The organism is Burkholderia sp. WTPI3 (assembly GCF_021483755.1).
GTDB lineage: Bacteria > Pseudomonadota > Gammaproteobacteria > Burkholderiales > Burkholderiaceae > Burkholderia.
Genome location: NZ_JAGIXF010000032.1, coordinates 42,833 through 66,879 on the forward strand (window position 1 = coordinate 42,833; position 24,047 = coordinate 66,879).

General features: G+C 65.1%; 23 protein-coding genes and 1 pseudogene. 7 read left to right on the top strand and 17 right to left on the bottom strand.

What is annotated here, in order from left to right; all coding sequences use genetic code 11:
• Positions 1–3 precede the first annotated feature (3 nt).
• Both leuC and J7024_RS18840 read right to left on the bottom strand, forming a co-directional pair.
• Positions 4–1,413 (bottom strand): 3-isopropylmalate dehydratase large subunit, encoded by a 1,410-nt coding sequence (gene leuC / locus J7024_RS18835; protein ID WP_096503953.1) that lies wholly within the window; start codon positions 1,411–1,413, stop codon positions 4–6.
• Positions 1,414–1,574: 161 nt separating this feature from the next.
• Complete coding sequence (locus tag J7024_RS18840; protein ID WP_233410084.1) at positions 1,575–1,751, bottom strand: hypothetical protein; 177 nt, start codon at positions 1,749–1,751, stop codon at positions 1,575–1,577.
• A 228-nt stretch (positions 1,752–1,979) separates the two neighbouring features.
• Here J7024_RS18840 and J7024_RS18845 point away from each other — a divergent pair.
• Positions 1,980–2,703, top strand: a pseudogene (locus J7024_RS18845) (glutathione S-transferase).
• Positions 2,704–3,010: 307 nt separating this feature from the next.
• Here the strand turns inward: J7024_RS18845 and J7024_RS18850 are convergent.
• The 5 genes from J7024_RS18850 to J7024_RS18870 all read right to left on the bottom strand — a co-directional run bounded on the left by J7024_RS18850 (position 3,011) and on the right by J7024_RS18870 (position 7,975).
• Positions 3,011–4,543 (bottom strand): amino acid permease, encoded by a 1,533-nt coding sequence (locus J7024_RS18850; protein ID WP_124826394.1) that lies wholly within the window; start codon positions 4,541–4,543, stop codon positions 3,011–3,013.
• Positions 4,544–4,682: 139 nt separating this feature from the next.
• Positions 4,683–5,147 (bottom strand): Lrp/AsnC family transcriptional regulator, encoded by a 465-nt coding sequence (locus J7024_RS18855; protein ID WP_124826395.1) that lies wholly within the window; start codon positions 5,145–5,147, stop codon positions 4,683–4,685.
• Positions 5,148–5,248: 101 nt separating this feature from the next.
• A complete protein-coding gene (locus J7024_RS18860; RefSeq protein WP_124826396.1) occupies positions 5,249–6,007 on the bottom strand; it encodes a dimethylarginine dimethylaminohydrolase family protein in 759 nt (252 codons plus the stop codon).
• A 65-nt stretch (positions 6,008–6,072) separates the two neighbouring features.
• The gene (locus tag J7024_RS18865; protein WP_442861906.1) at positions 6,073–7,476 is read right to left on the bottom strand and encodes a DUF1479 domain-containing protein; all 1,404 of its coding nucleotides are present in this window, start codon (positions 7,474–7,476) and stop codon (positions 6,073–6,075) included.
• A gap of 109 nt (positions 7,477–7,585) precedes the next feature.
• Entirely contained in the window at positions 7,586–7,975 is a 390-nt protein-coding gene (locus J7024_RS18870; RefSeq protein WP_124826398.1) for a VOC family protein, read from the bottom strand.
• Between the two features lie 71 nt (positions 7,976–8,046).
• Here J7024_RS18870 and J7024_RS18875 point away from each other — a divergent pair, with 71 nt between their 5' ends.
• A complete protein-coding gene (locus tag J7024_RS18875; protein ID WP_175760207.1) occupies positions 8,047–9,030 on the top strand; it encodes a helix-turn-helix domain-containing protein in 984 nt (327 codons plus the stop codon).
• 90 nt (positions 9,031–9,120) lie between these two features.
• Here the strand turns inward: J7024_RS18875 and gltA are convergent, their stop codons facing one another.
• The 7 genes from gltA to J7024_RS18910 all read right to left on the bottom strand — a co-directional run bounded on the left by gltA (position 9,121) and on the right by J7024_RS18910 (position 15,041).
• The gene (gltA, locus tag J7024_RS18880; protein ID WP_096503987.1) at positions 9,121–10,422 is read right to left on the bottom strand and encodes a citrate synthase; all 1,302 of its coding nucleotides are present in this window, start codon (positions 10,420–10,422) and stop codon (positions 9,121–9,123) included.
• Positions 10,423–10,475: 53 nt separating this feature from the next.
• Positions 10,476–10,748 carry an FAD assembly factor SdhE gene (locus J7024_RS18885; RefSeq protein WP_011548107.1) on the bottom strand — a complete coding sequence of 91 codons (273 nt, stop codon included), beginning with the start codon at positions 10,746–10,748 and terminating at the stop codon, positions 10,476–10,478.
• A gap of 6 nt (positions 10,749–10,754) precedes the next feature.
• Positions 10,755–11,456: a succinate dehydrogenase iron-sulfur subunit gene (locus tag J7024_RS18890; protein ID WP_038570896.1), complete on the bottom strand. Its 702-nt coding sequence runs from the start codon at positions 11,454–11,456 to the stop codon at positions 10,755–10,757.
• Between the two features lie 21 nt (positions 11,457–11,477).
• Positions 11,478–13,253: a succinate dehydrogenase flavoprotein subunit gene (sdhA, locus tag J7024_RS18895; protein WP_124826400.1), complete on the bottom strand. Its 1,776-nt coding sequence runs from the start codon at positions 13,251–13,253 to the stop codon at positions 11,478–11,480.
• Between the two features lie 3 nt (positions 13,254–13,256).
• The gene (sdhD, locus tag J7024_RS18900; protein WP_006399546.1) at positions 13,257–13,625 is read right to left on the bottom strand and encodes a succinate dehydrogenase, hydrophobic membrane anchor protein; all 369 of its coding nucleotides are present in this window, start codon (positions 13,623–13,625) and stop codon (positions 13,257–13,259) included.
• A 4-nt stretch (positions 13,626–13,629) separates the two neighbouring features.
• On the bottom strand, positions 13,630–14,046 hold the full coding sequence (gene sdhC, locus J7024_RS18905) for a succinate dehydrogenase, cytochrome b556 subunit (protein ID WP_124826401.1): 417 nt from the start codon (positions 14,044–14,046) through the stop codon (positions 13,630–13,632).
• A 170-nt stretch (positions 14,047–14,216) separates the two neighbouring features.
• Entirely contained in the window at positions 14,217–15,041 is an 825-nt protein-coding gene (locus tag J7024_RS18910; protein ID WP_124826402.1) for a GntR family transcriptional regulator, read from the bottom strand.
• Positions 15,042–15,330: 289 nt separating this feature from the next.
• Here J7024_RS18910 and J7024_RS18915 point away from each other — a divergent pair, with 289 nt between their 5' ends.
• The 5 genes from J7024_RS18915 (at position 15,331) to acnA (ending at position 22,475) form a co-directional block, all read left to right on the top strand.
• The gene (locus J7024_RS18915; RefSeq protein ID WP_014899969.1) at positions 15,331–16,317 is read left to right on the top strand and encodes a malate dehydrogenase; all 987 of its coding nucleotides are present in this window, start codon (positions 15,331–15,333) and stop codon (positions 16,315–16,317) included.
• 183 nt (positions 16,318–16,500) lie between these two features.
• Positions 16,501–17,508: an HpcH/HpaI aldolase/citrate lyase family protein gene (locus J7024_RS18920; RefSeq protein ID WP_124826403.1), complete on the top strand. Its 1,008-nt coding sequence runs from the start codon at positions 16,501–16,503 to the stop codon at positions 17,506–17,508.
• A 215-nt stretch (positions 17,509–17,723) separates the two neighbouring features.
• Positions 17,724–18,233 (top strand): hypothetical protein, encoded by a 510-nt coding sequence (locus tag J7024_RS18925; protein ID WP_098552536.1) that lies wholly within the window; start codon positions 17,724–17,726, stop codon positions 18,231–18,233.
• Positions 18,234–18,253: 20 nt separating this feature from the next.
• On the top strand, positions 18,254–19,705 hold the full coding sequence (locus tag J7024_RS18930) for a bifunctional 2-methylcitrate dehydratase/aconitate hydratase (RefSeq protein WP_124826404.1): 1,452 nt from the start codon (positions 18,254–18,256) through the stop codon (positions 19,703–19,705).
• A gap of 52 nt (positions 19,706–19,757) precedes the next feature.
• Positions 19,758–22,475, top strand: a complete 2,718-nt coding sequence (gene acnA, locus J7024_RS18935) for an aconitate hydratase AcnA (protein WP_124826405.1) — start codon at positions 19,758–19,760, stop codon at positions 22,473–22,475.
• Positions 22,476–22,651: 176 nt separating this feature from the next.
• Here the strand turns inward: acnA and J7024_RS18940 are convergent, their stop codons facing one another.
• From J7024_RS18940 to J7024_RS18950, 3 genes are read right to left on the bottom strand one after another with little or no spacing between them, the layout of a single operon-like run.
• Positions 22,652–23,098 carry a DUF1801 domain-containing protein gene (locus J7024_RS18940; protein WP_124826406.1) on the bottom strand — a complete coding sequence of 149 codons (447 nt, stop codon included), beginning with the start codon at positions 23,096–23,098 and terminating at the stop codon, positions 22,652–22,654.
• Entirely contained in the window at positions 23,095–23,526 is a 432-nt protein-coding gene (locus tag J7024_RS18945; protein WP_124826407.1) for an SRPBCC family protein, read from the bottom strand. The genes J7024_RS18940 and J7024_RS18945 overlap by 4 nt, the downstream gene beginning before the upstream one ends.
• Positions 23,523–23,846 (bottom strand): ArsR/SmtB family transcription factor, encoded by a 324-nt coding sequence (locus J7024_RS18950; protein ID WP_175751673.1) that lies wholly within the window; start codon positions 23,844–23,846, stop codon positions 23,523–23,525. The genes J7024_RS18945 and J7024_RS18950 overlap by 4 nt, the downstream gene beginning before the upstream one ends.
• Positions 23,847–24,047: the final 201 nt, after the last annotated feature.

The window sequence follows — 24,047 nt, forward strand, 5'->3', positions numbered from 1 at the left end:
GCGTTACCCCAGCTTGCGAATATCGACGAAGTGGCCTTCGATCGCCGCTGCCGCCGCCATCGCGGGGCTCACGAGGTGCGTACGGCCGCCCGCGCCCTGCCGGCCCTCGAAGTTGCGGTTCGACGTCGACGCGCAGCGCTCGCCCGGATCGAGCCGGTCGGCGTTCATCGCGAGGCACATCGAGCAGCCCGGCTCGCGCCATTCGAAACCGGCGTCCGTGAACACCTTGTCGAGCCCTTCGCGCTCGGCCTGCGCCTTCACGAGGCCCGAGCCCGGCACGACCATCGCGAGGCGCACGTTCGATGCGACGCGACGGTTCAGCTTCTTCACGACATACGCGGCCGCGCGGATATCCTCGATGCGCGCGTTCGTGCACGAACCGATGAAGATCTTGTCGACCTTGATCGACTCGATCGGCGTGTTCGGCTCGAGCGCCATATAGGCCAGCGCGCGCTCCATCGCGTCGCGCTTGACCGGATCCTTCTCGCGCTCGGGGTCCGGCACGCGACCGTCGATCGACGTGACCATTTCCGGCGACGTGCCCCACGTGACCTGCGGGACGATCTCGGCCGCGTTCAGCTCGACGACGCGGTCGAACTGCGCACCTTCGTCGGACTTGAACTCGCGCCAGTATTCGACGGCCTGGTTCCATTCCGCGCCGGTCGGCACGAACGGACGGCCCTTCAGGTAGTCGATCGTCGTATCGTCGACGGCGACCATGCCCGCGCGCGCGCCGGCTTCGATCGCCATGTTGCAGACGGTCATCCGGCCTTCCATCGTCAGCGCGCGGATCGTCGAGCCGCCGAATTCGATCGCGTAGCCCGTGCCGCCTGCCGTGCCGATCTTGCCGATGATCGCAAGCACGATGTCCTTCGCGGTACAGCCGCGCGGCAGCGTGCCTTCGACCTTCACGAGCATGTTCTTGCTCTTTTTCTGCAGCAGCGTTTGCGTCGCGAGCACGTGCTCGACTTCCGATGTGCCGATGCCGTGCGCGAGCGCGCCGAACGCGCCGTGCGTCGACGTGTGCGAATCGCCGCATACGATCGTCATGCCCGGCAGCGTCGCGCCCTGTTCCGGCCCGATGATGTGCACGATGCCCTGGCGCACGTCATTCATCTTGAACTGCGTGATACCGAACGCATCGCAGTTCGCATCCAGCGTGTCGACCTGCAGCTTCGAGACGGGATCGGCAATGCCGTGGCTGCGATCGGTGGTCGGGACGTTGTGGTCCGACACGGCCAGGTTCGCGCTGATGCGCCACACCGGACGGTGCGCGACGTTCAGCCCTTCGAATGCCTGCGGGCTCGTGACTTCGTGCAGCAGCTGACGGTCGATATAGAGCAATGCCGTGCCGTCGTCCTCGGTGTGGACGACGTGGGTGTTCCACAGTTTGTCGTAGAGAGTCTGTGCCATGGGTATGCGGGGTCGTTGTGACTACAAGCCTTACTGGTGCGATCGATTATGCCACGCAGAATGCGCCACGGCGCAGCGAAGACGAGAAAAAACCCATTAAAAACAGTGGTTTGGCTGGTAGTGCCAATACCTGTATCGGCATTACCAGCCAAATTGGGGCATCAGCCGTTCGGGTATTCGCGGCTGATCGGGTCGAGCCGCAGGATGCCGAGCCGCACACCCGCGCTACTCGGCAGGTAGAGATCGCGACGCCGCAACGCGGGCATCTGCGCGGCGGTGTCGTAGCGCACCGGCAGCGTCACCCCGGCCGGCGACGTGCTATCCGTCCGTGCCCGCATTCGCCGCGCACCGCTTCGCCGGATTCTCCGACGACTTCTCGACCCGGGTGTCTTTCTACGGCCCCGAAAGCGGCGAGCGCAACGAACGCGGCGCATGACGCGCGGCACGCACCGCGCTTTCCGTACGATCTCCTAGACTGTCTATTCGCAACGGGGCGGCGCACGGCCGACCTCCCCGTCATCACGATGCGGGCATCGCCCGACGCATCGGCCGGACAGGAGCACTGCATGCGATACGAGCTCTATTACTGGCCCGAGATCCAGGGCCGCGGCGAATACGTACGGCTCGCGCTGGAAGCGGCCGAGGCTGACTGTCGACGTCGCGCGGGAATCGGGGCGCGGCATGGGCATGTCGGCGATGATGCGCATGATGGACAGCACGAAGGCCGAGTGCGTGCCGTTCGCGCCGCCGTTCCTGAAAGCCGGCGACGTTGTCGTCGGGCAGACCGCGAACATCCTGCTGTTTCTCGGCGCGCGGCTCGGGCTCGCGCCCGACGACGAAGCCGGGCGGCTATGGGTGCATCAGCTCCAGCTGACCGTCGCGGATTTCGTCGTCGAGATCCACGACACGCATCACCCGATCGGCAGTGGCCTGTACTACGAGGACCAGAAGGCCGAGGCCGCCGAGCGCGCGGCCGATTTCCTCGAGCACCGGCTGCCGAAGTTCCTGGACTACTTCGATCGTGTGCTCGGCCAGAATCCGCACAAGAGCGGCTACATCGCGGGCAATGCGCTCAGTTACGCCGATCTGTCGATATTCCAGCTGATCGAAGGGCTGCGTTACGCATTCCCGAAAGCGATGAAGCGCGCGCAACACAAGGTTGCGGGACTCGTCGGCCTGCATGACCGCGTTGCGCAGCATCCTCCCGTCGCGCGCTATCTCGAGTCGGAGCGCCGCATCCCGTTCAACGACATGGGGATCTTCCGGCACTATCCGGAGCTGGACAAATAGCAGCGACTCAGGCGCCGACCGGCGTCTCGTGAAGGAGCGCCACCCAATCAGGCCATCCGCCTCGCGCAGGAACCCCGCCGTCGAGCGACGCACCGTGCGAAAACAGCGCGTCGACGCCCGTGTAATCGAGCACCGAACCCGACAGCGTGACCAGCGAGAAACCGGCGAAAGGCGCTTGAGCAGCGATGCGGGCCGCTCGGGTTCCGCGTGACCCGACAGCCCGCGCCCGATGCCGAAGTGCGGACTTCATCGGAGCCGGCCTCCGGCCCATGCCGGCTCCGATGACCGTAGCGCCGCGGCCCCGCGATCAGCGCGACTGGCCGTGCTGCGTCGTCGCCGCGTCGACGGCCTCGACCGAGCGCGTCAGCCACGGGCCGATATCCATCTCCTCGTACCGCACGAGCCGGCTCTTGCGCGCGCGGCGATACGCCCACCAGATCGCGACGAACAGCGGAATCCACACGTAGATCGACAGCACTTCCATCCAGTCGATGCGGGTCGCGAAGAACGCCTGGTAATCCTGCCCGAGCGAGATCACGATGCAGACCGCGATCGCGAACAGCGGCCCGAACGGGAACCACTTCGCGCGGTACGGCAACTGGTCGAGCCGGTAGCCCTGCTTCAGGAAACCCCTGCGAAACCGGTAATGGCAGACCGCAATGCCGAGCCATGCAATGAATCCAGTGATGCCGACCGTATTGAGCAGCCACAGGTAGATGCTCTGGTTATTGGTCAGCGACGTCAGGAAGCACAGCCCGCCCACCGCCATCGTCGCGTACAGTGCGTTGCGCGGCACGCCGCCCGGCGACAGCGTCGCGAACATCGCGGGCGCACGGCCTTCGGCCGCGAGGTTGTACAGCATCCGCGTGGCCGCATACGTGCCGGAGTTGCCGGCCGACAGCACGGCCGTCAGGATCACCAGGTTCATCGCGCCGGCGGCAAGCCGGAAGCCCGCATGGCTGAACACCAGCGTGAACGGGCTCACGCCGATGTCGGTCACGTCGCTCTTCAGCAGGTTCGGGTCGGTGTACGGCACCAGCAGCCCGATCACGAAGATCGCGAACACGTAGAACAGCATGATCCGCCAGAAGATCTGCTTCACCGCGCGCGGAATCGTCTTGCGCGGGTTTTCCGATTCGCCGGCCGTGATCCCGACGAGCTCGGTTCCAAGAAACGAGAAACCCGCGATCAGCGCGACGCTCATCATCGCGTGCACGCCGCCGACGAACGGCGCGTCGCCGATCCTGAAGTTGTGCAAGCCGACCGGATGCCCGTTGCCGAGCAGGCCGGCCGCGATCAACAGCCCGGCCGCGATGAACGCGATCACGGTGACGACCTTGATCAGCGAGAACCAGTATTCGGATTCGCCGAAGCCGCGCACGGACAACGTATTCAACAGGAAGATCAGCACGAGGAACCCGGCACCCCACCATACGCCCGGGATCTCCGGAAACCAGTAGCGCATCACGATCTGCCCGGCGACCAACTCGATCGCGATCGTCACGGCCCAGCTGTACCAGTAGGTCCAGCCGAGCGCGACGCCGAAGCCTTCGTCGACGTACTTCTCGCCGTAGACCGCGAACGAGCCCGACACCGGCATCAGCGCGGCCATCTCGCCGAGCCCGGTGACGACGAAGTAGACCATCAGCCCGATCGCGATATATGCGGCGATCGCGCCACCTGGCCCCGCCTGCGCAACCGACGCGCCCGACGCGACGAACAACCCCGTGCCGATCGAACCGCCGATCGCGATCATCGCGATGTGGCGGCTCTGCAGCCGGCGCTTGAGCACCGTCCCGGACGGTGCGGCCGTCTCCGCTGCCGCTTGCAAAGCATCCATAGTGTTCACCCTGATTGGATTCGGCGCGATCGATTTGATTCGGAATACCAATCGATCGCGCCGGTTATTCGCATCGAAACCGGCGCTGCCCGACGGGCCCGCGCATCCGATGCCGCCGGCCCGTACGCGCACTGCCCCGTCAGACGACGCTGCGCTTGATCGCCTGCAGCTCGGCCGTCGTCACGATCTTCTCGATCCGGAAGCGCGAACTTTCCAGCCACTCGTTCGCGATCCGCCGGTATTCGTCGAGATCCTCGCACGCGAGTCGCACGAGAAAATCGAACGTGCCGCTGACGAGCCAGCAATCGAGCACGGCCGGATTCGCCCGCATCTCGTCCTCGAACGGCGCCTGCGAACGCCCGTGATCGGCCAGCACGATCTGCGCGATCACGACGATCGGCTTGGTCGCGCGCGGCGCCTTGATCACCGCGCGGTAGCCTTCGATCACGCCGAGCGCCTCGAGCCGTTCCACGCGCGCCTGACACGGGCGCGGCGTGAGGTTCACGAGCTCCGACAGCTTCCGGTACGAGATCCGTCCGTCGGTGCGCAGGATGTCGAGGATCCGTAGATCGATCTTGTCGAGCTGCATCTTCTTGTCGGTCATCCGCGTTCGCTCCGGTCGGGTCGTGGCTGGTGCGCGGAGCGTCTCCTCCAGTTCCGCGCGGGGGCCACATTATCCGGCCGAAGCGGACGCGCGCCAATCGGCTAGAACCGCAGCGACAGGCAGGTCAGGCCGCCGTCCATCTTGCGGAACTCGCTCGTGTCGATCACGTGCAGCGGCAGCCCGAGCGAGCCGATCGCGTCGTGCACGCGCGGATAGCCGGCCGGCGTGATCAGCGTGCCGTTCACGCGCAGCGTGTTGCCCGCATATTCGTCGGCGGTCGAGATCGCGATCCGGCGATAGTCGGCGAACGCCGGATGTGCGGCCAGCGCCTCCGTCACGAGCAGCGTGTCGTCGCCGAGCGCGTTGACGACCGACTTCAGGTGCAGGCCGGCGCCGACCGGCACCGCGACGACCGAATAGCCGTAGCGCGACACCAGCGATTCGAACGCGGCGATGCCTTCGGCGTCGGTGCGGCTCGTCAGGCCGATGTAGAAGCGCTTGCCGACCAGCATCACGTCGCCGCCATCGAGACGGCCTGCCTGCATCGGCAGCAGGTCGCGATGCGCGCCGAGCGCCGCTTCGATATGCGCCGTCTCGCCGCGCCGTGCCGGCGCGCCGGGTCGCGTGATCACCGCGAATTCGGGCGTCACGACGGCGACGTCCTCGACGAAGTGCGAATCGGGGAACGCGTCCAGCGGCGGCAGCTCGGTCAGCTCGACGCCGAGCCCGCGCAGCGCGTCGCAGTATGCGTGGAACTGCGTGAGCGTCTTGTCGTAGTCCGGCGCACCGAGCACGGCGGTGGTGAGACCCGCGCCACAGGACGGCGCGGGACGGCGAACGATCGCTTGCGTGAATTGCATCGACTTCTCCATGGTCATCGCTTCCCCCATGCGGCGCACGGGGCAGCTGCGTTGTGTCCGGACCATTATCGGAAGCCAAATTGCGCAATTCGCGTCGATTTCGCGGGTGTCCGCAGCCGATCGCGTCGAATTGCATGCGCGATGCAGCGGATTCGGCAGGCCGCCTCCGACGGCGGCTCAAACGGCCGCCGAAGGTACCTGCGCGACGCGTCGCAACCGTTACGCGAGCGGTCGAACCCCATCTGCGCGCGCGGCCGGGTGCGGTGCAGAGCGGCGACAGTCCGCCAGTCGATGTCGACCGCGAGGTGGTCAGCCGGGAAATCGGGCGGGCTGTCGGCGCGCGGGAACGCGAGCCGCTGGCGCTGCAGGTATGCATCGTTCTTCGCGCAACCGGGCGCGGCCGCGATGTACATCACGTTGCTGTCCCCGCTGCCGCGATGCGCATCCTCGACCGCGTGCACGACGTCGCCATGCCAGAACACCGCATCGCCCGGCTCCATGTGCGGGATCGGCACCAGCGCGTCGAGCAGCAGCGCATGCCATTCCGGCAGGATCGACAACGCGCGGCCCGGACGTGCGCCGCACAGGTCATCGTCGGCGACGTCGTCCTGCAGCGCGCGCAGCACGACATACGCCATTGCGTTCGCGACTGGAATCAGCTGCAGCGTGCCGTCGCCGGGCCCTTGCGGCGTCAGCGCGGTCCAGCCCTGGAACGTGCGGAACATCGAGCACACGGCCGGCGACGGAATCTCCTCGACCTCCGGGCGGAACGCCGCGTCGAACGGATCGTAATCGCGCCACCGGCCGGCCAGCACGTGTCGGTAAACCTGCCGGAAATTCGCGCCGAGCCAGCGTTCGACCGAGCCGCCGTCGACGTGCGGCGACAGCCCGAGCGACGTCGAACCGGGCGGCCGGCGGCGGATCCGGTCCGCGTAGGCCGGCACCTGATCGGGATCGAAATGTGAGCGCGCGCCGTCCGCATGGCGCCACAGGCGGTTCAGGAACACGCGTGCCTGCGTGAGTGCCGGCGACTGGCGCGCGGCCACCTGCGGCTTCGACCAGTAGACGCCAAAGATCTGCGGCTTGCTCGACGCGAGGTTGCCGAAGTAGCGATCCTCCGCGCGCGCATGCAGACGCTCGGCAAAGCGGTTCGACTCCAGATAGGCGCCGATCTCGTCGTTCCAGTCGCGCGCCTGCCGCGCGTCGAACACCCCGCGGATCACCGCCGCGCCGCGCGTGCGGATCGCGGCAATCGCGCCCGGATCGACCGTGCCGTTCGCGATATCCGCGAATTGCAGCACCGGAATCACATCGTGGCCGTGCGCGTGCGCGCGGCGGATCGCGTCGACCTGTCGCGCGATGTCGCCCTCCAGTTCGCGGAACGTGGCCGCGTAGCCGGGCAGATCGGCGCGCAGCGCCTGTTTCGCCGCGCCAATCGCGACGGGCAGATCGTCAATCGTCAGGTGCATCGTTGTCTCCTCGCTGAATCGTGTCGTGACAAGTGCTCAGCGTACGGCCGCCGCGCGTCCTGCAACGACACTATTCAGCCAACAATCGATACAATCCTGACAACCGATATCATTCGGCCCGGTGACACGCCACGCATAGCTTGTTGCCGTCCGGGTCGCGGAAATACGCACCGTAATAGTCGGGGTGATAATGCGGCCGCAGCCCCGGCGGCCCTTCGCAGGTGCCGCCCTGCTGCAGTGCGAGCGCATGGCAGCGATCGACCTGCGCGCGCGTCTGCGCGGCGAACGCGATCGTATGGCCGTTGCCCGGTTCCGGCGTGCGGCCGTCGAGCGGGCGGCCGAAGAAGAACAGCGGACGGTCGGTATCGGCCGGCATCCAGCCCGACCAGCCGTCCGGCTCGCTGAACTTCAGACGCAGCCCGAGTGCCGAGAGCAGCGGCGCATAGAAGTCGTACGCGCGCGCGGTATCGCCGACACCCACGCAAACATGTGAAAACATGGCATCGCTCCGTCGTGACGAATGCTCACGATCATGCCACGGCGCGTTGTCTGCTCCCGCTGGAGGCCGCGATGAAACCGCAGTATGAGCACGTGATGTTCGCCCCCGGCTGTTCGATCCGCGTGTACCACCGCCAGCTCGCGCGCATTCCGTTCGAATGGCACCGCCATCCCGAATACGAACTGACGCTGACGCTCAACAGCCGCGGCCGGCGCTTCGTCGGCGATCACGTCGCCAGCTACGCGGACGAGGACCTGGTACTCGTACCGCCCAACCTGCCGCATACGTGGTCGTCGAACGCGCGCATCGATCGCGATGCGCCCGAAGTCGCGCTCGTCGTCTGGTTCGATGGCGACTGGGCGCGACGCATGGCCGACTGCTGCCCCGAGTACGCGCCGCTGCGCTCGCTGCTGCGGCGCGCGACGCCCGGGCTGAGCTTTGCAGCCGGCACGGCCCGCGCGATGCGCGCACGGCTGCCGCAGTTGCTCGATCCATCGCCGCGCATCCGCCTCGCGGCCGCACTCGACACGCTCGCCGATCTCGCGGAAGCCGGCGGCGAGCCGCTCGCCACCGCGCAGGCGTATGGCCGGCCCGCTGCACCAGCCACGTCCGTGGCCGCCGACGTCGCCGCGCCGGAGGCCGAACGCCTCGACCGCGTGCTCGATACGATCGACCGGCACTTCCACGAACCGCTGCGCGTCGACGCACTCGCCGCGGCGGCACACATGTCCGAACGCACGCTGCAGCGGCTCTTCGTGCGGCACCTCGGCGAAAGCGTCGGCCGCTACGTGCAGCGGCTGCGGCTCGCGCATGCGTGCCGGCATCTGGTCGGCACCGACTGGCCGATCGCGACGGTGGCCGTGCGCTGCGGCATTCCGAACGCGGCGAACTTCAACCGCCAGTTTCTTGCCGCGCGCGGGATGACACCGGGCGCATACCGGCAGTTCTTCGTGCAGCACGGCCACGCGCCCGATAACGGCGCGTCGCCGCTCGATACGCGGCCGCCGTCGCTGGAACACCGCACCGGATCGGGCCGGCTTCGGCCGCACAAATGAAAACACCCCGGCGGGATGACCCACCGGGGTGTCGAGGCGTTGCACCTGCCGGACGCGAGCGGCCTCGCGGCCGTTCGCGCCACGCACGACTTAACGTGCGCTGATCGGCTTCGCTTCGCGCGGCGTGTCGCCGATGAACAGCTGACGCGGACGGCCGATCTTCTGCTCGGGATCGGCAATCATTTCGTTCCACTGTGCGATCCAGCCGACCGTACGTGCCATTGCGAAGATACACGTGAACATCGACGTCGGGATGCCCAGCGCGCGCTGAACGATACCCGAGTAGAAGTCGACGTTCGGGTACAGCTTGCGCGACACGAAGTACTCGTCTTCCAGCGCGATCTTCTCGAGCTGCATCGCGAGCTTGAACAGCGGGTCGTCGTGCAGGCCCAGTTCGTTCAGCACTTCGTAGCACGTTTCGCGCATCAGCTTCGCACGCGGGTCGTAGTTCTTGTACACACGGTGACCGAAGCCCATCAGCTTCACGCCCGAATTCTTGTCCTTCACCTGCTTGATGAATTCGGGAATGTTGTCCGGCGAGCCGATCTGCTCGAGCATGTTCAGCGCGGCTTCGTTCGCACCACCGTGCGCCGGGCCCCACAGACAGGCGATACCGGCTGCGATACATGCAAACGGGTTCGCGCCCGACGAGCCGGCCAGACGGACGGTCGACGTCGATGCGTTCTGCTCGTGATCGGCGTGCAGGATCAGGATACGGTCGAGTGCGCGGACGAGCACGTCGTTGACCTTGTACTCTTCGCACGGGTTCGAGAACATCATGTGCATGAAGTTCGCGCTGTACGACAGCTCGTTCTTCGGATACACGAACGGCTGGCCGATGCTGAACTTGTACGCCATCGCGACGAGCGTCGGCAGCTTCGCGATCATGCGGATCGCCGACACTTCGCGGTGACGCGGGTCGTTGATGTCGAGCGAGTCGTGATAGAACGCCGACAGTGCGCCGACGGCCGCCACCAGCACTGCCATCGGGTGCGCATCGCGACGGAAGCCGCGGAAGAAGAAGTGCATCTGCTCGTGCACCATCGTGTGCTTCGTGACGGTGTCGACGAATTCCTTCTTCTGCGCTGCATTCGGCAGTTCACCCTTCAGCAGCAGATAGCAGGACTCGAGGAAGTCCGCGTTTTGCGCGAGGTTGTCGATCGGGTAGCCGCGGTACAGCAGTTCGCCCTTGTCGCCGTCGATGTACGTGATCGCCGAATTACAAGCTGCCGTCGACATGAAGCCCGGGTCATACGTGAACTTGCCGGTCTGGCCGTACAGCTTGCGGATGTCGATTACGTCCGGGCCCATCGTGCCCTTGTAGATCGGCATTTCGACGCTCGGCGAGTTGTCGCTGAACGATAGCGTGGCTTTAACATCAGACGGAGTCATGGCACATCCTCAATCGAAATAAAGAAACGGGATTCGATAACGGGCGTAACGCGTTACACGTTGCGCAGCATCTCCAACAGCCGGTGAATATCCGGGCTGTCTAGGTCGCCTTCTGGTTCCTTGCGCGCGAGGAGCAAGTCCATCAGGTCGTTGTCGCTCAGATCGAGCAGGCGCGACAACGCGCCTACGTCTGCATCGGTGAGGTCATGCTCGTATCTGCCGAAGAACCGTTCGAAAACGATGTCGTTCTCCAGCAGACCCCGTCGCGCGCGCCAGCGAAGGCGCGCGCGACGGTGCGGGTCGGATTGATGCGAATCGTCGCTCATACGACCTTAAACCGCGCGGCGAACCATCAGTTCCTTGATCTTGCCGATCGCCTTCGTCGGGTTCAGGCCCTTCGGGCAAACGTCGACGCAGTTCATGATCGTGTGGCAACGGAACAGACGGTACGGATCTTCCAGGTTGTCGAGACGCTCGCCGGTGGCGGTGTCGCGGCTATCCGCGATGAAGCGGTAAGCCTGCAGCAGGCCGGCCGGGCCGACGAACTTGTCCGGGTTCCACCAGAAGCTCGGGCACGACGTCGAGCAGCTCGCGCACAGAATGCACTCGTACACGCCGTCGAGCTCGTCGCGTTCTTCCGGCGACTGGAGGCGCTCCTTCTCCGGCGGCGGCGCGTCGTTGATCAGGTACGGCTTGATCGAGTGATACTGGTTGAAGAAGTGCGTCATGTCGACGATCAGGTCGCGCACGACGGGCAGGCCCGGCAGCGGGCGCAGCACGATCTTCTGCGGCAGGTCGTTCAGGTTCGTCAGGCACGCGAGACCGTTCTTGCCGTTGATGTTCATCGCGTCCGAACCGCACACGCCCTCACGGCACGAGCGGCGGAACGACAGCGTCTCGTCCACTGCCTTCAGCTTGACCAGTGCGTCGAGCAGCATGCGTTCATGCTTGATCTCGAGCTCGTACGTCTGCATGCGCGGTGCCGCGTCCTTGTCCGGATCGTAGCGGTAGACTTCAAAAATGCGTTTTGCCATTTCGGATTCCTTTGACTCGGCTTAGAACGTGCGCGGCTTCGGCGGCACGGATTCGACCGTCAGCGGCTTCATTTGAACCGGCTTGTAGTCGAGGCGATCGCCTTCGCTGTACCACAGCGTGTGGCGCAGCCAGTTGTCGTCGTCGCGGTGTTCGTAATCGCTGTGTGCGTGCGCGCCACGGCTTTCCTTGCGCGCTTCCGCCGACACCATCGTCGCGCGGGCCACTTCGATCAGGTTCTCCAGCTCGAGCGCTTCGACGCGCGCGGTGTTGAACACCTTCGACTTGTCCTTCAGGTGGATGTTTTCCACGCGGGCCTTCAGGTCGGCCATCTGCTCGACACCTTCCTTGAGCAGCGCCGACGTGCGGAACACGCCTGCATGCTTCTGCATCGTCGAACGGATGTCGTTCGCGACGTCCTGCGTGTACTCGCCCGAGCTCGACTTCTCGAGCTTCGCCAGGCGTGCCAGCGAGAATTCGCCTGCATCAGCCGGCAGCGGCTTGTGTTCCTTCTGGTTCTTCACGTGCTCGACGATGTGGTTGCCGGCCGCACGGCCGAACACCACGAGGTCCAGCAGCGAGTTCGTGCCGAGACGGTTCGCGCCGTGCACGGACACGCACGAGCATTCGCCCACTGCGTAGAAGCCGTTGACCGGTTCCTTGTGATCGCGCGACGTGCCGACGACCTGACCGTGGATGTTGGTCGGGATGCCGCCCATCTGGTAGTGGATCGTCGGGACGACCGGGATCGGCTCCTTGATCGCATCGACGTTCGCGAACTTCAGCGCGATTTCGCGGATCGACGGCAGACGCTTCATGATCGTCTCTGCGCCGATGTGCGACAGGTCGAGCAGCACGTGGTCCTTGTTCGGACCGACGCCGCGGCCTTCCTTGATTTCCTGGTCCATCGAACGCGACACGAAGTCACGCGGCGCCAGATCCTTCAGCGTCGGTGCGTAGCGCTCCATGAAACGCTCGCCGTTCGCATTGCGCAGAATGCCGCCTTCGCCGCGCACGCCTTCGGTGATCAGCACGCCCGCACCGGCCACGCCGGTCGGGTGGAACTGCCAGAACTCCATGTCCTGCAGCGCGATGCCCGAGCGGGCTGCCATGCCGAGGCCGTCGCCGGTGTTGATGAACGCGTTGGTCGATGCCGCGAAGATCCGGCCTGCGCCGCCCGTCGCGAACAGCGTCGTCTTGCCTTCCATGATGTAGACGTCACCCGTCTCCATCTCGAGGGCCGTCACGCCCAGCACGTCGCCGTCGGCGTCGCGGATCAGGTCGAGCGCCATCCACTCGACGAAGAACTGCGTCTTCGCTTCGACGTTCTGCTGGTACAGCGTGTGCAGCAGCGCGTGACCGGTACGGTCGGCAGCCGCGCAAGCGCGCTGGACGGGCTTCTCGCCGTAGTTCGCGGTGTGGCCGCCGAACGGACGCTGGTAGATCGTGCCGTCGGCGTTACGGTCGAACGGCATGCCGAAGTGTTCCAGTTCGTACACGACGTTCGGTGCTTCGCGGCACATGAACTCGATCGCGTCCTGGTCGCCGAGCCAGTCGGAACCCTTGATCGTGTCGTAGAAGTGGAAGTGCCAGTTGTCTTCGCTCATGTTGCCGAGCGAGGCGCCGATGCCGCCCTGCGCGGCCACCGTGTGCGAACGCGTCGGGAACACCTTCGACAGCACGCCGACCGACAGGCCCGCGCGCGACAGTTGCAGCGCTGCGCGCAAGCCCGAGCCGCCCGCGCCGACGATCACCACGTCGAACTTGCGGCGCGGCAGGGAAGTTTTGATTGCAGCCATTCTTTACACTCTCCAGAGAATCTGCGCGGCGTAGCCCGCACATGCGAGCAGCCAGACGATGGTCAGCGATTGCAGCAGCAGGCGCACACCGACGGGCTTCACGTAGTCCATCCAGATGTCGCGCACGCCGACCCATGCGTGGTAGAAGAGGGAAAGCAGCGTCACGAAGGTCGCGAGCTTCATCCATTGTGCGGAGAAGATCGATGCCCAGCCTTCGTACGAGAAATCATGCGCGCCGAAGAACAGGACGAGCAGAATGACCGTGTAGACCGCCATGATCGTGGCGGTGACGCGCTGCGCAAGCCAGTCGCGCAGACCATAATGAGCGCCGACGACGAGGCGCTTCGAGCCGATTCGGTTGTTGGCTGCCATTTTCTTAGAATGCTCCGAACAGTTTGAGTGCCATGGCGATCGTCAGGGCGATCGAGACGACAAAGACGACGACTGCCGTCCGCTTGCCGCCTTCCTTCGTGACGGCGTCGTGGTTGACGTCCATCAGCAGGTGGCGAATGCCGGCGCAGAAATGGTGGAAGAACGCCCACGACAGCGCGAGGACGATCAACTTGACGACGATGTTGGAGAGGAAAGCCTTGAAGACTTCGAAGCTGAGCTCGGAGGTGAGGCTCTGGTCGAAGAGGAACAGCAGGAACGGCAGGAACAGGAACAGCAGCGCGCCGCTGATTCGATGGAGGATCGACAATATCGCTGCCAGCGGCATGCGGTATTTCATCGTGATATCGCCGAATCCGATGTTCCGGTATTCCGGCCTCGGCTTTCTTACTGCGTCAGTCATGCTAGACCCCTACTATGTTGTCACACTAATCCGCAATTTTAGCGCCTTTTTATATCGCGCTGCAGCGAAAGTCTGCTCTGGATCGTTACGCGAACGAGAATAAAGGCGGCCCGAAACGTGCTACGTGAAGGTGGGAAACCCGCATGCACGCTGCTTGTGCCGATACGTCGTCAGCTCAAGTCATTCTGATAGTAATACCCGGTTGTGACATACCAGCCGCGTCGCACTTCCACTGGCCGGTCGCCATATGTATAGGACACGCGCTCGACCGAAAGCAATGGGAAACCCGCCGGCACGTGCAGCAGGTCGGCCACGGCCGGCTCCGCCGCCACGGCGCGGATCTTTTCCGTCGCGCGGATCATCCGCGTGCCGAACTCCGTCTCGAACATCGCGTAGAGCGGCCCCTTGTACTCGCTGAGCCGCTCGAACGTGAGCCCCCGGAACATCGCGCCCGGCAGCCAGATTTCGTCGAGCACCGTCACTTCGCTGTCGAATTCCAGCAGGCGCCGCACCTGCACGACCGGATCGGCCGGCTTCAGGTCGAGTTGCCGCGCGATCTCGGCCGGCGCGCGCAGGCGCCGGCATTCGAGCAGGCGGCTCACGTGCGGGTGCTCGGCACCGTCGTCGGCCAGCAAACGAAGGAAGCGGAACTGCGCGCGATCTTCGTTGTGCGTTGCAACAAAAGTACCCTTGCCCTGCCGGCGAACCACGAGGTTTTCGGCGGCCAGTTCGTCAATCGCCTTGCGAACGGTGCCCTGGCTGACCTTGTAACGGGCCGCAAGCTCCACTTCGCTCGGGATGATCTCGCCCGGCTTCCATTCACCGGTTTCGAGACTTTGCGTGATCAATGACTTGATCTGCTGGTATAACGGACTGAAAGTCGGCGACGGAGAAGCGGCAGGCGTCGGCACGGAATCGCCCGCGCCCGGCTGCCCTTGGCTGCCTGCGCCGGTCGGATTCGCGTTGTTCGCCTGGTTCGATGTCATGGCGCGCATTTCATCACAAACCGCGCTTTTTCGTCCACTCAAATTCCGCAAAACATCTGTCTTATATAAGACATATGATACCGTTGACTTTGGGCCCGACGGCTCCTACACTCCGGGGCGAGCAAGGGTTCGCAGGTGCAAATACGCGTCCCCGGCTACGTGCCACGGCCGTCTCCAGGTTCACCGCGTCTGCCTTTCGCGAGTCCCCAGCCCTGCTTCAATGCAACGCTACGCATAACGCGCATAGAATGGCGTTTTTGCCTCGCGTCCACCGCTTCACCCGTCCTGGAGATTTTCAATGGCTAAGCCCGCAAAGCGCGTTGCCGTCACCGGCGCCGCAGGTCAAATCGCTTACTCCCTGCTGTTCCGCATCGCGAACGGCGACCTGCTCGGCAAGGACCAGCCGGTCATCCTGCAACTGCTCGACCTCCCGCAAGCCCAAGCCGCCGTCAAAGGCGTCGTGATGGAACTCGACGATTGCGCGTTCCCGCTGCTCGCGGGCGTCGTGATCACCGATGATCCGAAGGTTGCATTCAAGGATGCAGACGTCGCACTGCTGGTCGGCGCACGTCCGCGCTCGAAGGGCATGGAGCGCAAGGACCTGCTGTCGGCAAACGCCGAGATCTTCACGGTCCAGGGCGCCGCACTGAACGAAGTCGCGAGCCGCGACGTCAAGGTGCTGGTCGTCGGCAACCCGGCAAACACCAACGCATACATCGCAATGAAGTCGGCTCCGGATCTGCCGAAGAAGAACTTCACGGCCATGCTGCGCCTCGACCACAACCGTGCGCTGTCGCAACTGGCAGCCAAGTCGGGCAAGCCGGTCGCATCGATCGAGAAGCTCGCAGTGTGGGGCAACCACTCGCCGACGATGTACCCGGACTTCCGCTTCGCGACCGTCGAAGGCGAATCGCTGCTGAAGCTGATCAACGACGACGTGTGGAACCGCGACACGTTCATCCCGACCGTCGGCAAGCGCGGCGCGGCGATCATCGAAGCGCGCGGCCTGTCGTCGGCCGCATCGGCAGCCAACGCGGCGATCGACCACGTCCGTGACTGGGTGCTCGGCACGAACGGCAAGTGGGTTACGATGGGTATCCCGTCGGACGGCTCGTACGGCATCCCTGAAGACATCATCTACGGCGTGCCGGTCGTTTGCGAAAACGGCGAGTACAAGCGTATCGAAGGCCTGGAAATCGACGCGTTCTCGCGCGAGAAGATGGACGGCACGCTGGCCGAGCTGCTCGAAGAGCGCGACGGCGTCGCTCACCTGCTGAAGAACTAAGCAGGGATGCACTGCCGGGCCGCCTGCGGGCGGCCCGGTCACGGCATGGGCGGCGGGGCATGCATGCGCCGCCGCCCGATCCGATCCGGGCACGTTTTGCCGCACCAGGCGCCCCGCGCGCCGGCCCAGAACGCGCCCGAATCCGATTTTCTCCACGTTGCCCGCTTCCTGGACGTAGAAGAGATGTCCGCGCTCACTCCTGCACAAGTGCTGTACGACGGGGCGTCCCCGCCCGCGATCCTGCCCTGCTGCGATCACTACGCGGGCAGCGAGAAGCTGATGCGCAAGTCGCTCGCGCTCCAGGCCGAGCTCGGCCCCGTATTCGACATTACGCTCGACTGCGAGGACGGCGCGGCCGTCGGCCAGGAGGCCGCGCACGCGCAGCTCGTCGCCGAATTCCTCGGCAGCGCCGAAAACCGCTTCGGGCGGGTCGGCGTACGCATCCACGATTTTTCCCATTCCCACTGGCGCGACGACGTGCGCATCGTGTTGCGCGCCGCCCGTGCGCCGGCCTACATCACGCTACCGAAGATCGCGAGCGCCGCCGACGCAGCCGAGATGGTCGCGTTCATCGAAGGCACGCGCCGCGAGCTCGGCCTCGCGCAACCGATTCCGGTCGACGTGCTGGTCGAGACGCACGGCGCGCTCGCGCAGGCGGCCGCCCTCGCCGCGCTGCCGCTGGTCGGCACGCTGAGCTTCGGGCTGATGGACTTCGTGTCCGCGCATCATGGCGCGATCCCCGATGCGGCGATGCGCTCGCCCGGCCAGTTCGACCACCCGCTCGTGCGCCGTGCGAAGCTGGAAATCGCCGCGGCCTGCCACGCACACGGCAAGACGCCGTCGCACAACGTGACGACCGAAGTACGCGACATGAGCGTCGTGGCCGGCGATGCACGCCGCGCGCGCGACGAATTCGCGTTCACGCGGATGTGGAGCATCCACCCCGCGCAGGTTCGCCCGATCGTCGACGCGTTCGCACCGCGCACCGACGAAGTCGAGCTGGCCACCGGGATCCTGCTGGCCGCACAGGCGGCCGACTGGGGCCCGACGCGCCACGGCGATACCTTGCACGACCGCGCGAGCTACCGCTATTACTGGTCGGTGCTGCGCCGCGCGCGGGCGACCGGCCAGCCCGTGCCGGCCGAGGCCACCCCGCTGTTCGGCCCGAGCGCGGCCGGAGTGGCCCGGTGACCACGCCGACACACGGATTTCATCGAATCCCCGGAGCGTGAACCCGATACAGGTTTGCGAAACGACAAAAAACGTAACGGAGCCCGAAAACCTGAAATATGCGTGGCCAAATAGGTGAAAATAGCGGCCGCTGCGCGCTTCCGGGGCGCGTGCAGTTTCAAACCGGCCGGCGGATGCCGGCCCTTGTCAACTGATTATCGAAAGGTTCTGACTCCATGAAGAAACTCCTGATCGCTACCGCCATCGGCGCATTGTCCGCCACGATGCTGGTGTCGGCTCCGAGCGCGTTCGCCCAGGGTACGACCACGACCGCGAAGAAGACGGCCAAACGCCCGGCGCCGGCCAAACGCATCATCCCGCGCAGCAAGAAAGCCCAGGCGCGTGCCGCTGCCAAGGTCGATCCGGTGCCGGACGGCGCGGTCAAGTGGTCGTGCAAGGACGGTCTGTCGTTCGATCTCGCCGGCGACATGAAGCGCGACCAGGTCGTCACGGTTCACTGGGCGAAGAAGAACTACAAGCTGCCGCGTCAGGCCACGACGACGGGCGCCGATACGTTCTACGATCCGGCCAACGGCTTCAAGCTGATCGTGATCCCGACCAAGGCGATGCTGTTCACCGACGCGAACGGCGGCGAGCGTCTCGCCGACGAGTGCGTGACGCCGGAAATGGCGCAAGGCGCCGCAGCGCCGACGCAGTCGAACGAGCTGAAGCCGGCCACGAACTAAGCGCGTCTCCCAGACCCTCGATGTCCGCCCCCGTCTCCAACGTCCGCCCTGCGCCGGATTCGGTACTCGTCGATATCGTCGACTACGTGCTGAACACCGGCATCGACAGCGCGCTCGCGCTGGAGACGGCGCGTCATTGCCTGATCGACACGCTCGGATGCGGACTCGAGGCGCTGTCCTACCCTGCCTGCACCAAGCTGCTCGGCCCCGTCGTGCCCGGCACGATCGTACCGAACGGTGCGAAGGTGCCCGGCACGTCCTTCCAGCTCGATCCCGTCCAGGCCGCTTTCGACATCGGCGCGATGATCCGCTGGCTGGACTTCAACGACACCTGGCTCGCCGCCGAATGGGGCCACCCGTCCGACAATCTCGGCGGGATCCTGGCGACGGCCGACTGGCTGTCCCGCACGGCCGTCGCGGCCGGCAGGAAGCCGCTTGCCATGCGCGACGTGCTCGTCGCGATGATCCAGGCCCACGAAATCCAGGGCTGCCTGGCACTCGAGAATTCATTCAATGCCGTCGGGCTCGACCACGTGCTGCTCGTGAAGGTCGCGTCGACGGCTGTCGTCGGGCGCCTGCTCGGGCTCACGCGCGACGAGCTGATCAACGCGGTGTCCAACGCGTTCGTCGACGGCCAGTCGCTGCGCACCTATCGTCATGCGCCGAACACCGGTTCGCGCAAATCGTGGGCGGCAGGCGACGCCACGTCCCGCGCGGTGCGCCTCGCGCTAATCGCGAAAACGGGTGAAATGGGCTACCCGTCGGCGCTCACCGCAAAAACCTGGGGCTTCTACGACGTGCTGTTCGACGGGAAGCCGTTCCGCTTCCAGCGTCCGTACGGCACCTACGTGATGGAGAACGTGCTGTTCAAGATCGCGTTCCCCGCCGAATTCCATGCACAGACGGCCGCCGAGGCCGCGCTGCAGCTGCACGCGCAGCTCGCTGCCGCGGGCCGCACGACCGACGAGATCAGCCGGATCACGATCCGCACGCACGCGGCCGCGATCCGCATCATCGACAAGCAGGGCCCGCTCGCCAATCCGGCCGACCGCGACCACTGCATCCAGTACATGGTCGCCGTGCCGCTGCTGTTCGGCCGGCTGACCGCGGCCGACTACGAGGATTCGGTCGCCGCCGACCCGCGCATCGACGCGCTGCGCGCGAAAACGGTGTGCGTCGAGGACCCGCAGTTCACGAAGGATTACCATGACCCGGCCAGGCGATCGATCGCGAATGCGCTGACGATCGAATTCGCGGACGGATCGAAGCTTGCCGAAGTGACGGTCGAATACCCGATCGGCCATCAGCGACGCCGTGCAGACGGCATCCCGCTCCTGGTCGAAAAATTCAGGACCAACCTCGCCCGCCGTTTCCCGGCAAAGCAGCAACAAGCGATTCTCGACGTGTCGCTGGATCAGGCAAAGCTCGAAGCGATGCCGGTCGATGAGTACGTCGACTTGTATGTGATATAGCCGTCAAATACGAGACTCTTTGTTTCCTAGCCTTAAACCCAGGAAAATCACCATGGCCCACAATCTCCACAAGACCCTCAAGGAATTCGACAGCGGTTCCGGCAAAGGCAAGTTCTACTCGCTGCCGCAGCTCGGCAAGGAACTGAAGACGAAGATCGAGCGCCTGCCGGTGTCGATCCGTATCGTGCTCGAGTCCGTGCTGCGCAACTACGACGGCAAGAAGATCACCGAAGAGCACATCGAGCAGCTGGCGAACTGGAAGCCGACCGCGAAGCGCGTCGACGAGATTCCGTTCGTGGTGTCGCGTGTGGTGCTGCAGGACTTCACGGGCGTGCCGCTGCTCGCCGACATCGCGGCCATGCGCGGCGTCGCGGAGCGCACGGGCAAGAATCCGAAGAAGATCGAGCCGCTGGTCCCGGTCGATCTCGTCGTCGATCACTCGGTCCAGATCGACTACTTCCGCCAGAAGGACGCGCTCGACCTGAACATGAAGCTGGAATTCCAGCGCAACAACGAGCGCTACCAGTTCATGAAGTGGGGCATGCAGGCGTTCGACACGTTCAAGGTCGTGCCGCCGGGCGTGGGCATCGTCCACCAGGTGAACCTCGAGTATCTGGCACGCGGCGTCCACAAGAAGGCGGACGGCGGCGACACCGTGTACTACCCGGACACCCTCGTCGGCACGGACAGCCACACGACGATGATCAACGGCATCGGCGTGGTCGGCTGGGGCGTGGGCGGCATCGAGGCTGAAGCCGGCATGCTCGGCCAGCCGGTGTATTTCCTGACGCCGGACGTCGTCGGCGTCGAGCTGAAGGGCAAGCTGCGCGAAGGCGTGACGGCAACCGACCTGGTGCTCACGATCACCGAAATGCTGCGCAAGGAGAAGGTCGTCGGCAAGTTCGTCGAATTCTTCGGCGAAGGCACGAAGTCGCTGTCGCTGCCGGACCGCGCAACGATCGGCAACATGGCGCCGGAATACGGCGCGACGATGGGCTTCTTCCCGGTCGACGAAAAGACGATCGACTACTTCGAAGGCACGGGCCGCACGAAGGCCGAAATCGCCGCGTTCGAGAACTACTTCAAGGCACAGAAGCTCTTCGGCATTCCGAAGGCCGGTGACATCGACTACACGAAGACGGTGACGCTGGATCTCGCGACGGTCGCACCGTCGCTGGCCGGCCCGAAGCGCCCGCAGGACCGTATCGAAATCGGCAACGTCAAGTCGACGTTCACCGACCTGTTCTCGAAGCCGGTCGCGGAAAACGGCTTCGCGAAGAAGGCGGAAGATCTGGGCACGCAGTACACGACGAGCAATGGCGTCGACGTGAAGAACGGCGACGTGCTGATCGCCGCGATCACGTCGTGCACGAACACGTCGAACCCGAGCGTGCTGCTGGCTGCCGGCCTGCTCGCGAAGAAGGCCGTCGAAGCCGGCCTGACCGTCGCGCCGCACATCAAGACGTCGCTCGCGCCGGGATCGCGCATCGTCACCGAATACCTGACGAAGACGGGCCTGCTGCCCTACCTCGCAAAGCTCGGTTTCGAAGTCGCGGCCTACGGCTGCACGACCTGTATCGGCAACGCGGGCGACCTGACGCCGGAACTGAACGAAGCGATCACGAAGAACGACATCGTCGCGGCAGCCGTGCTGTCCGGCAACCGTAACTTCGAAGCGCGTATCCACCCGAACATCCGCGCGAACTTCCTCGCATCGCCGCCGCTCGTCGTCGCGTACGCGATCGCCGGCAACATCACGCGCGACCTGATGACCGAGCCGGTCGGCAAGGGCAAGGACGGTTACGACATCTACCTCGGCGACATCTGGCCGACGAGCGACGAAGTCCATGCGCTGCTGAAGTTCGCGCTCGACCCGAAGAAGTTCGAGGACAACTACTCGAAGCTGACCAAGAAGGGCGACCTCTGGAGCAAGATCGAGGGCGAGACGGGCCAGGTCTACGACTGGCCGAAGTCGACCTACATCGCGGAGCCGCCGTTCTTCGGCCACGACTTCTCGATGGAGCCGGCCGCATCGATCCCGACGGTCAAGGGCGCGCGCGCGCTGGGCATCTTCGGCGACTCGGTCACGACCGACCACATCAGCCCGGCGGGCTCGATCAAGGAAGACTCGCCGGCAGGCAAGTGGCTGAAGGAGAACGGCGTGCAGAAGGCCGACTTCAACAGCTACGGCTCGCGCCGCGGCAACCACGACGTGATGATGCGCGGCACCTTCGCGAACGTCCGGATCAAGAACCTGATGATCCCGGCGAAGGCGGACGGCACGCGCGTCGAAGGCGGCCTGACGATCCACCAGCCGAGCGGCGAACAGCTGTCGATCTACGATGCGGCGATGAAGTACGTCGACGCCGGCACGCCGACCGTCGTGTTCGCGGGTGAAGAGTACGGCACGGGCTCGTCGCGCGACTGGGCCGCAAAGGGCACGCAGTTGCTCGGCGTGAAGGCCGTGATCGCACGCAGCTTCGAACGCATCCACCGCTCGAACCTCGTCGGCATGGGCGTGCTGCCGCTGCAGTTCAAGGGCTCGGACAGCGTGCAGTCGCTCGGCATCACTGGCGAAGAGACCTACGACATCGAAGGCCTCGGCGACGACTTCAAGCCGCAGCAGGACGTCACGCTCGTGATCCACCGCAAGAACGGCGAAACGATCCGCGTGCCGGTGCTGCTGCGCATCGATACGCCGATCGAAGTCGACTACTACAAGCACGGCGGGATCCTGCCGTTCGTGCTGCGCTCGCTGCTCGCAGCGTAAGCGTCCGCCTTTGCAGGTGCCGCAGCCGCCTCGCGGTGGCTGCGGCCGATTTGGTGCCCGACCTCGTGTCGGGCTTTTTTTTGCATGCTGGTCGGCGGGTGGCCGGCGCAGCGTCGATCGCGCGGCGGCGCCCCGCATTCGTGCGGGACGTCACCCGCCGACAGCCGGCTCGCGCGTCACGCCGCCTTGCTAGTTCGCGCCTTCGCGCCCGCGGAGGAACCTGATCGCGCGTTCTTCTTCAGATGCGCGCGGTTGTAGTCGATCGCCGCGCGAACGAGGCGCTTCAGCGCCCGCTTGTCGAGCCTGTCGCCTTCGAGTAAATCGATCGCACGGCGCGCATTGCCTTCAAGGCCCGCGTTGAACAACCCGTCGGGATCGGGAAGGTGCGCGCCATGCATGAACGTCAGCTTCACCTTGCCCTTGTGCGCATTCGCGACCGCAATCATCCCGTCGCACGACCACACGGGGCTGCCCATCCACTTCCATTCCTCGACGATGCCGTCGTTGACCGCGAGAATCGTATCGCGCAACTCCGCGAACGTCTTGCCGCGCCAGTCGGCGATCCCGGCGATCAATGCGTCGATGCGGGCCGACGCGTTCAGGTCCAGGGCGGATGTGCTCATGCCCCGGCGTCCCGGTCTTCATCAGGACGCGCCAACACCTGTTCAAGCGACCCAAGAAATTGCACCCATCCGTGCTGCGCACCGCGGTATGCCTGCTCCTGGTCCGTGCGGAAGCCGGCCTGCTCCATCCGCAACAGCGTGCCGCGTGGCGTCGGCGTGAGCGTCCAAGTGACGACGCTTTCGAGGCCATAGGCGGCCCACGTATAGGAAAGCACCCGCTGCGGCTCGATCGTCAGCACCGTGCAGTCGACCGCACCCCAGTCCGCGCGAAAGCTGAACGCGCGGCCCGCAACCGGCTCGAAATCGCTCTTCATCAGCCATGCCTCGATCAGGTGCGGCTGCGTGAGCGCGCGCCAGATCCTCTCCGGCGGATGCGGCAGTTCCCGTTCGACGACGACAGTACGCGTTTCAGTAGTGGCCTGATTCATTGATCCATCCTTTTCAACAGATCCTCGAGAGCGTCGAACCGGTTCTGCCAGGAGCCGGCCATCTGGCTGGTCCAGTCGATCAACGGAGTCAGTGCCTGCGGCTGCGCGCTGTAGTGCGTCTGCCGGCCTTCGTGGCGGTCGCTCACGAGCCCGGCCTGCTTCAGTACGCCCAGATGCTTCGATACCGCCGGCTGCGACACGCCTGCATGGGCCGTCAGCGCAGCCACCGTCAGCTCGCCCTCCTCGCACAGCCGCTCGAAGAGCGCGCGGCGCGTCGGATCGGCGAGTGTCCGGAACAGCATGTCGTGAGCGTTTTGCATGAGTTAATTCATAACTCGATGGTTATTGATTGAAAGATAGCGGCCAGCCAGCGAGTGTCAAGGAGGAATTTCGCGGATATTCACGACCGTGGCGACGGAGCCGGTTGCAGGAAGGCTGAGAGAAAAACCCACACCGCCCATCGGGAATCCAGTACTTGTTCTAATTCTTATTCAATCGCCGCGCGCTCGATTCCACGCCAT

Excerpts from the sequence above, each read along its gene's own strand:
- J7024_RS18915 (WP_014899969.1), top strand. The coding sequence starts at position 15,331 with ATGGCTAAGCCCGCAAAGCGCGTTGCCGTCACCGGCGCCGCAGGTCAA.
- J7024_RS18920 (WP_124826403.1), top strand. The coding sequence starts at position 16,501 with ATGTCCGCGCTCACTCCTGCACAAGTGCTGTACGACGGGGCGTCCCCG.
- J7024_RS18950 (WP_175751673.1), bottom strand. The coding sequence starts at position 23,846 with ATGCAAAACGCTCACGACATGCTGTTCCGGACACTCGCCGATCCGACG.
- leuC (WP_096503953.1), bottom strand. The coding sequence starts at position 1,413 with ATGGCACAGACTCTCTACGACAAACTGTGGAACACCCACGTCGTCCAC.
- J7024_RS18925 (WP_098552536.1), top strand. The coding sequence starts at position 17,724 with ATGAAGAAACTCCTGATCGCTACCGCCATCGGCGCATTGTCCGCCACG.
- J7024_RS18885 (WP_011548107.1), bottom strand. The coding sequence starts at position 10,748 with ATGAGCGACGATTCGCATCAATCCGACCCGCACCGTCGCGCGCGCCTT.
- J7024_RS18945 (WP_124826407.1), bottom strand. The coding sequence starts at position 23,526 with ATGAATCAGGCCACTACTGAAACGCGTACTGTCGTCGTCGAACGGGAA.
- sdhA (WP_124826400.1), bottom strand. The coding sequence starts at position 13,253 with ATGGCTGCAATCAAAACTTCCCTGCCGCGCCGCAAGTTCGACGTGGTG.
- J7024_RS18870 (WP_124826398.1), bottom strand. The coding sequence starts at position 7,975 with ATGTTTTCACATGTTTGCGTGGGTGTCGGCGATACCGCGCGCGCGTAC.
- J7024_RS18910 (WP_124826402.1), bottom strand. The coding sequence starts at position 15,041 with ATGCGCGCCATGACATCGAACCAGGCGAACAACGCGAATCCGACCGGC.
- J7024_RS18875 (WP_175760207.1), top strand. The coding sequence starts at position 8,047 with ATGAAACCGCAGTATGAGCACGTGATGTTCGCCCCCGGCTGTTCGATC.
- J7024_RS18840 (WP_233410084.1), bottom strand. The coding sequence starts at position 1,751 with ATGCGGGCACGGACGGATAGCACGTCGCCGGCCGGGGTGACGCTGCCG.
- J7024_RS18860 (WP_124826396.1), bottom strand. The coding sequence starts at position 6,007 with ATGCAATTCACGCAAGCGATCGTTCGCCGTCCCGCGCCGTCCTGTGGC.
- J7024_RS18855 (WP_124826395.1), bottom strand. The coding sequence starts at position 5,147 with ATGACCGACAAGAAGATGCAGCTCGACAAGATCGATCTACGGATCCTC.
- J7024_RS18850 (WP_124826394.1), bottom strand. The coding sequence starts at position 4,543 with ATGGATGCTTTGCAAGCGGCAGCGGAGACGGCCGCACCGTCCGGGACG.
- gltA (WP_096503987.1), bottom strand. The coding sequence starts at position 10,422 with ATGACTCCGTCTGATGTTAAAGCCACGCTATCGTTCAGCGACAACTCG.
- J7024_RS18940 (WP_124826406.1), bottom strand. The coding sequence starts at position 23,098 with ATGAGCACATCCGCCCTGGACCTGAACGCGTCGGCCCGCATCGACGCA.
- acnA (WP_124826405.1), top strand. The coding sequence starts at position 19,758 with ATGGCCCACAATCTCCACAAGACCCTCAAGGAATTCGACAGCGGTTCC.
- J7024_RS18930 (WP_124826404.1), top strand. The coding sequence starts at position 18,254 with ATGTCCGCCCCCGTCTCCAACGTCCGCCCTGCGCCGGATTCGGTACTC.
- sdhD (WP_006399546.1), bottom strand. The coding sequence starts at position 13,625 with ATGGCAGCCAACAACCGAATCGGCTCGAAGCGCCTCGTCGTCGGCGCT.
- J7024_RS18865 (WP_442861906.1), bottom strand. The coding sequence starts at position 7,476 with ATGCACCTGACGATTGACGATCTGCCCGTCGCGATTGGCGCGGCGAAA.
- J7024_RS18890 (WP_038570896.1), bottom strand. The coding sequence starts at position 11,456 with ATGGCAAAACGCATTTTTGAAGTCTACCGCTACGATCCGGACAAGGAC.
- sdhC (WP_124826401.1), bottom strand. The coding sequence starts at position 14,046 with ATGACTGACGCAGTAAGAAAGCCGAGGCCGGAATACCGGAACATCGGA.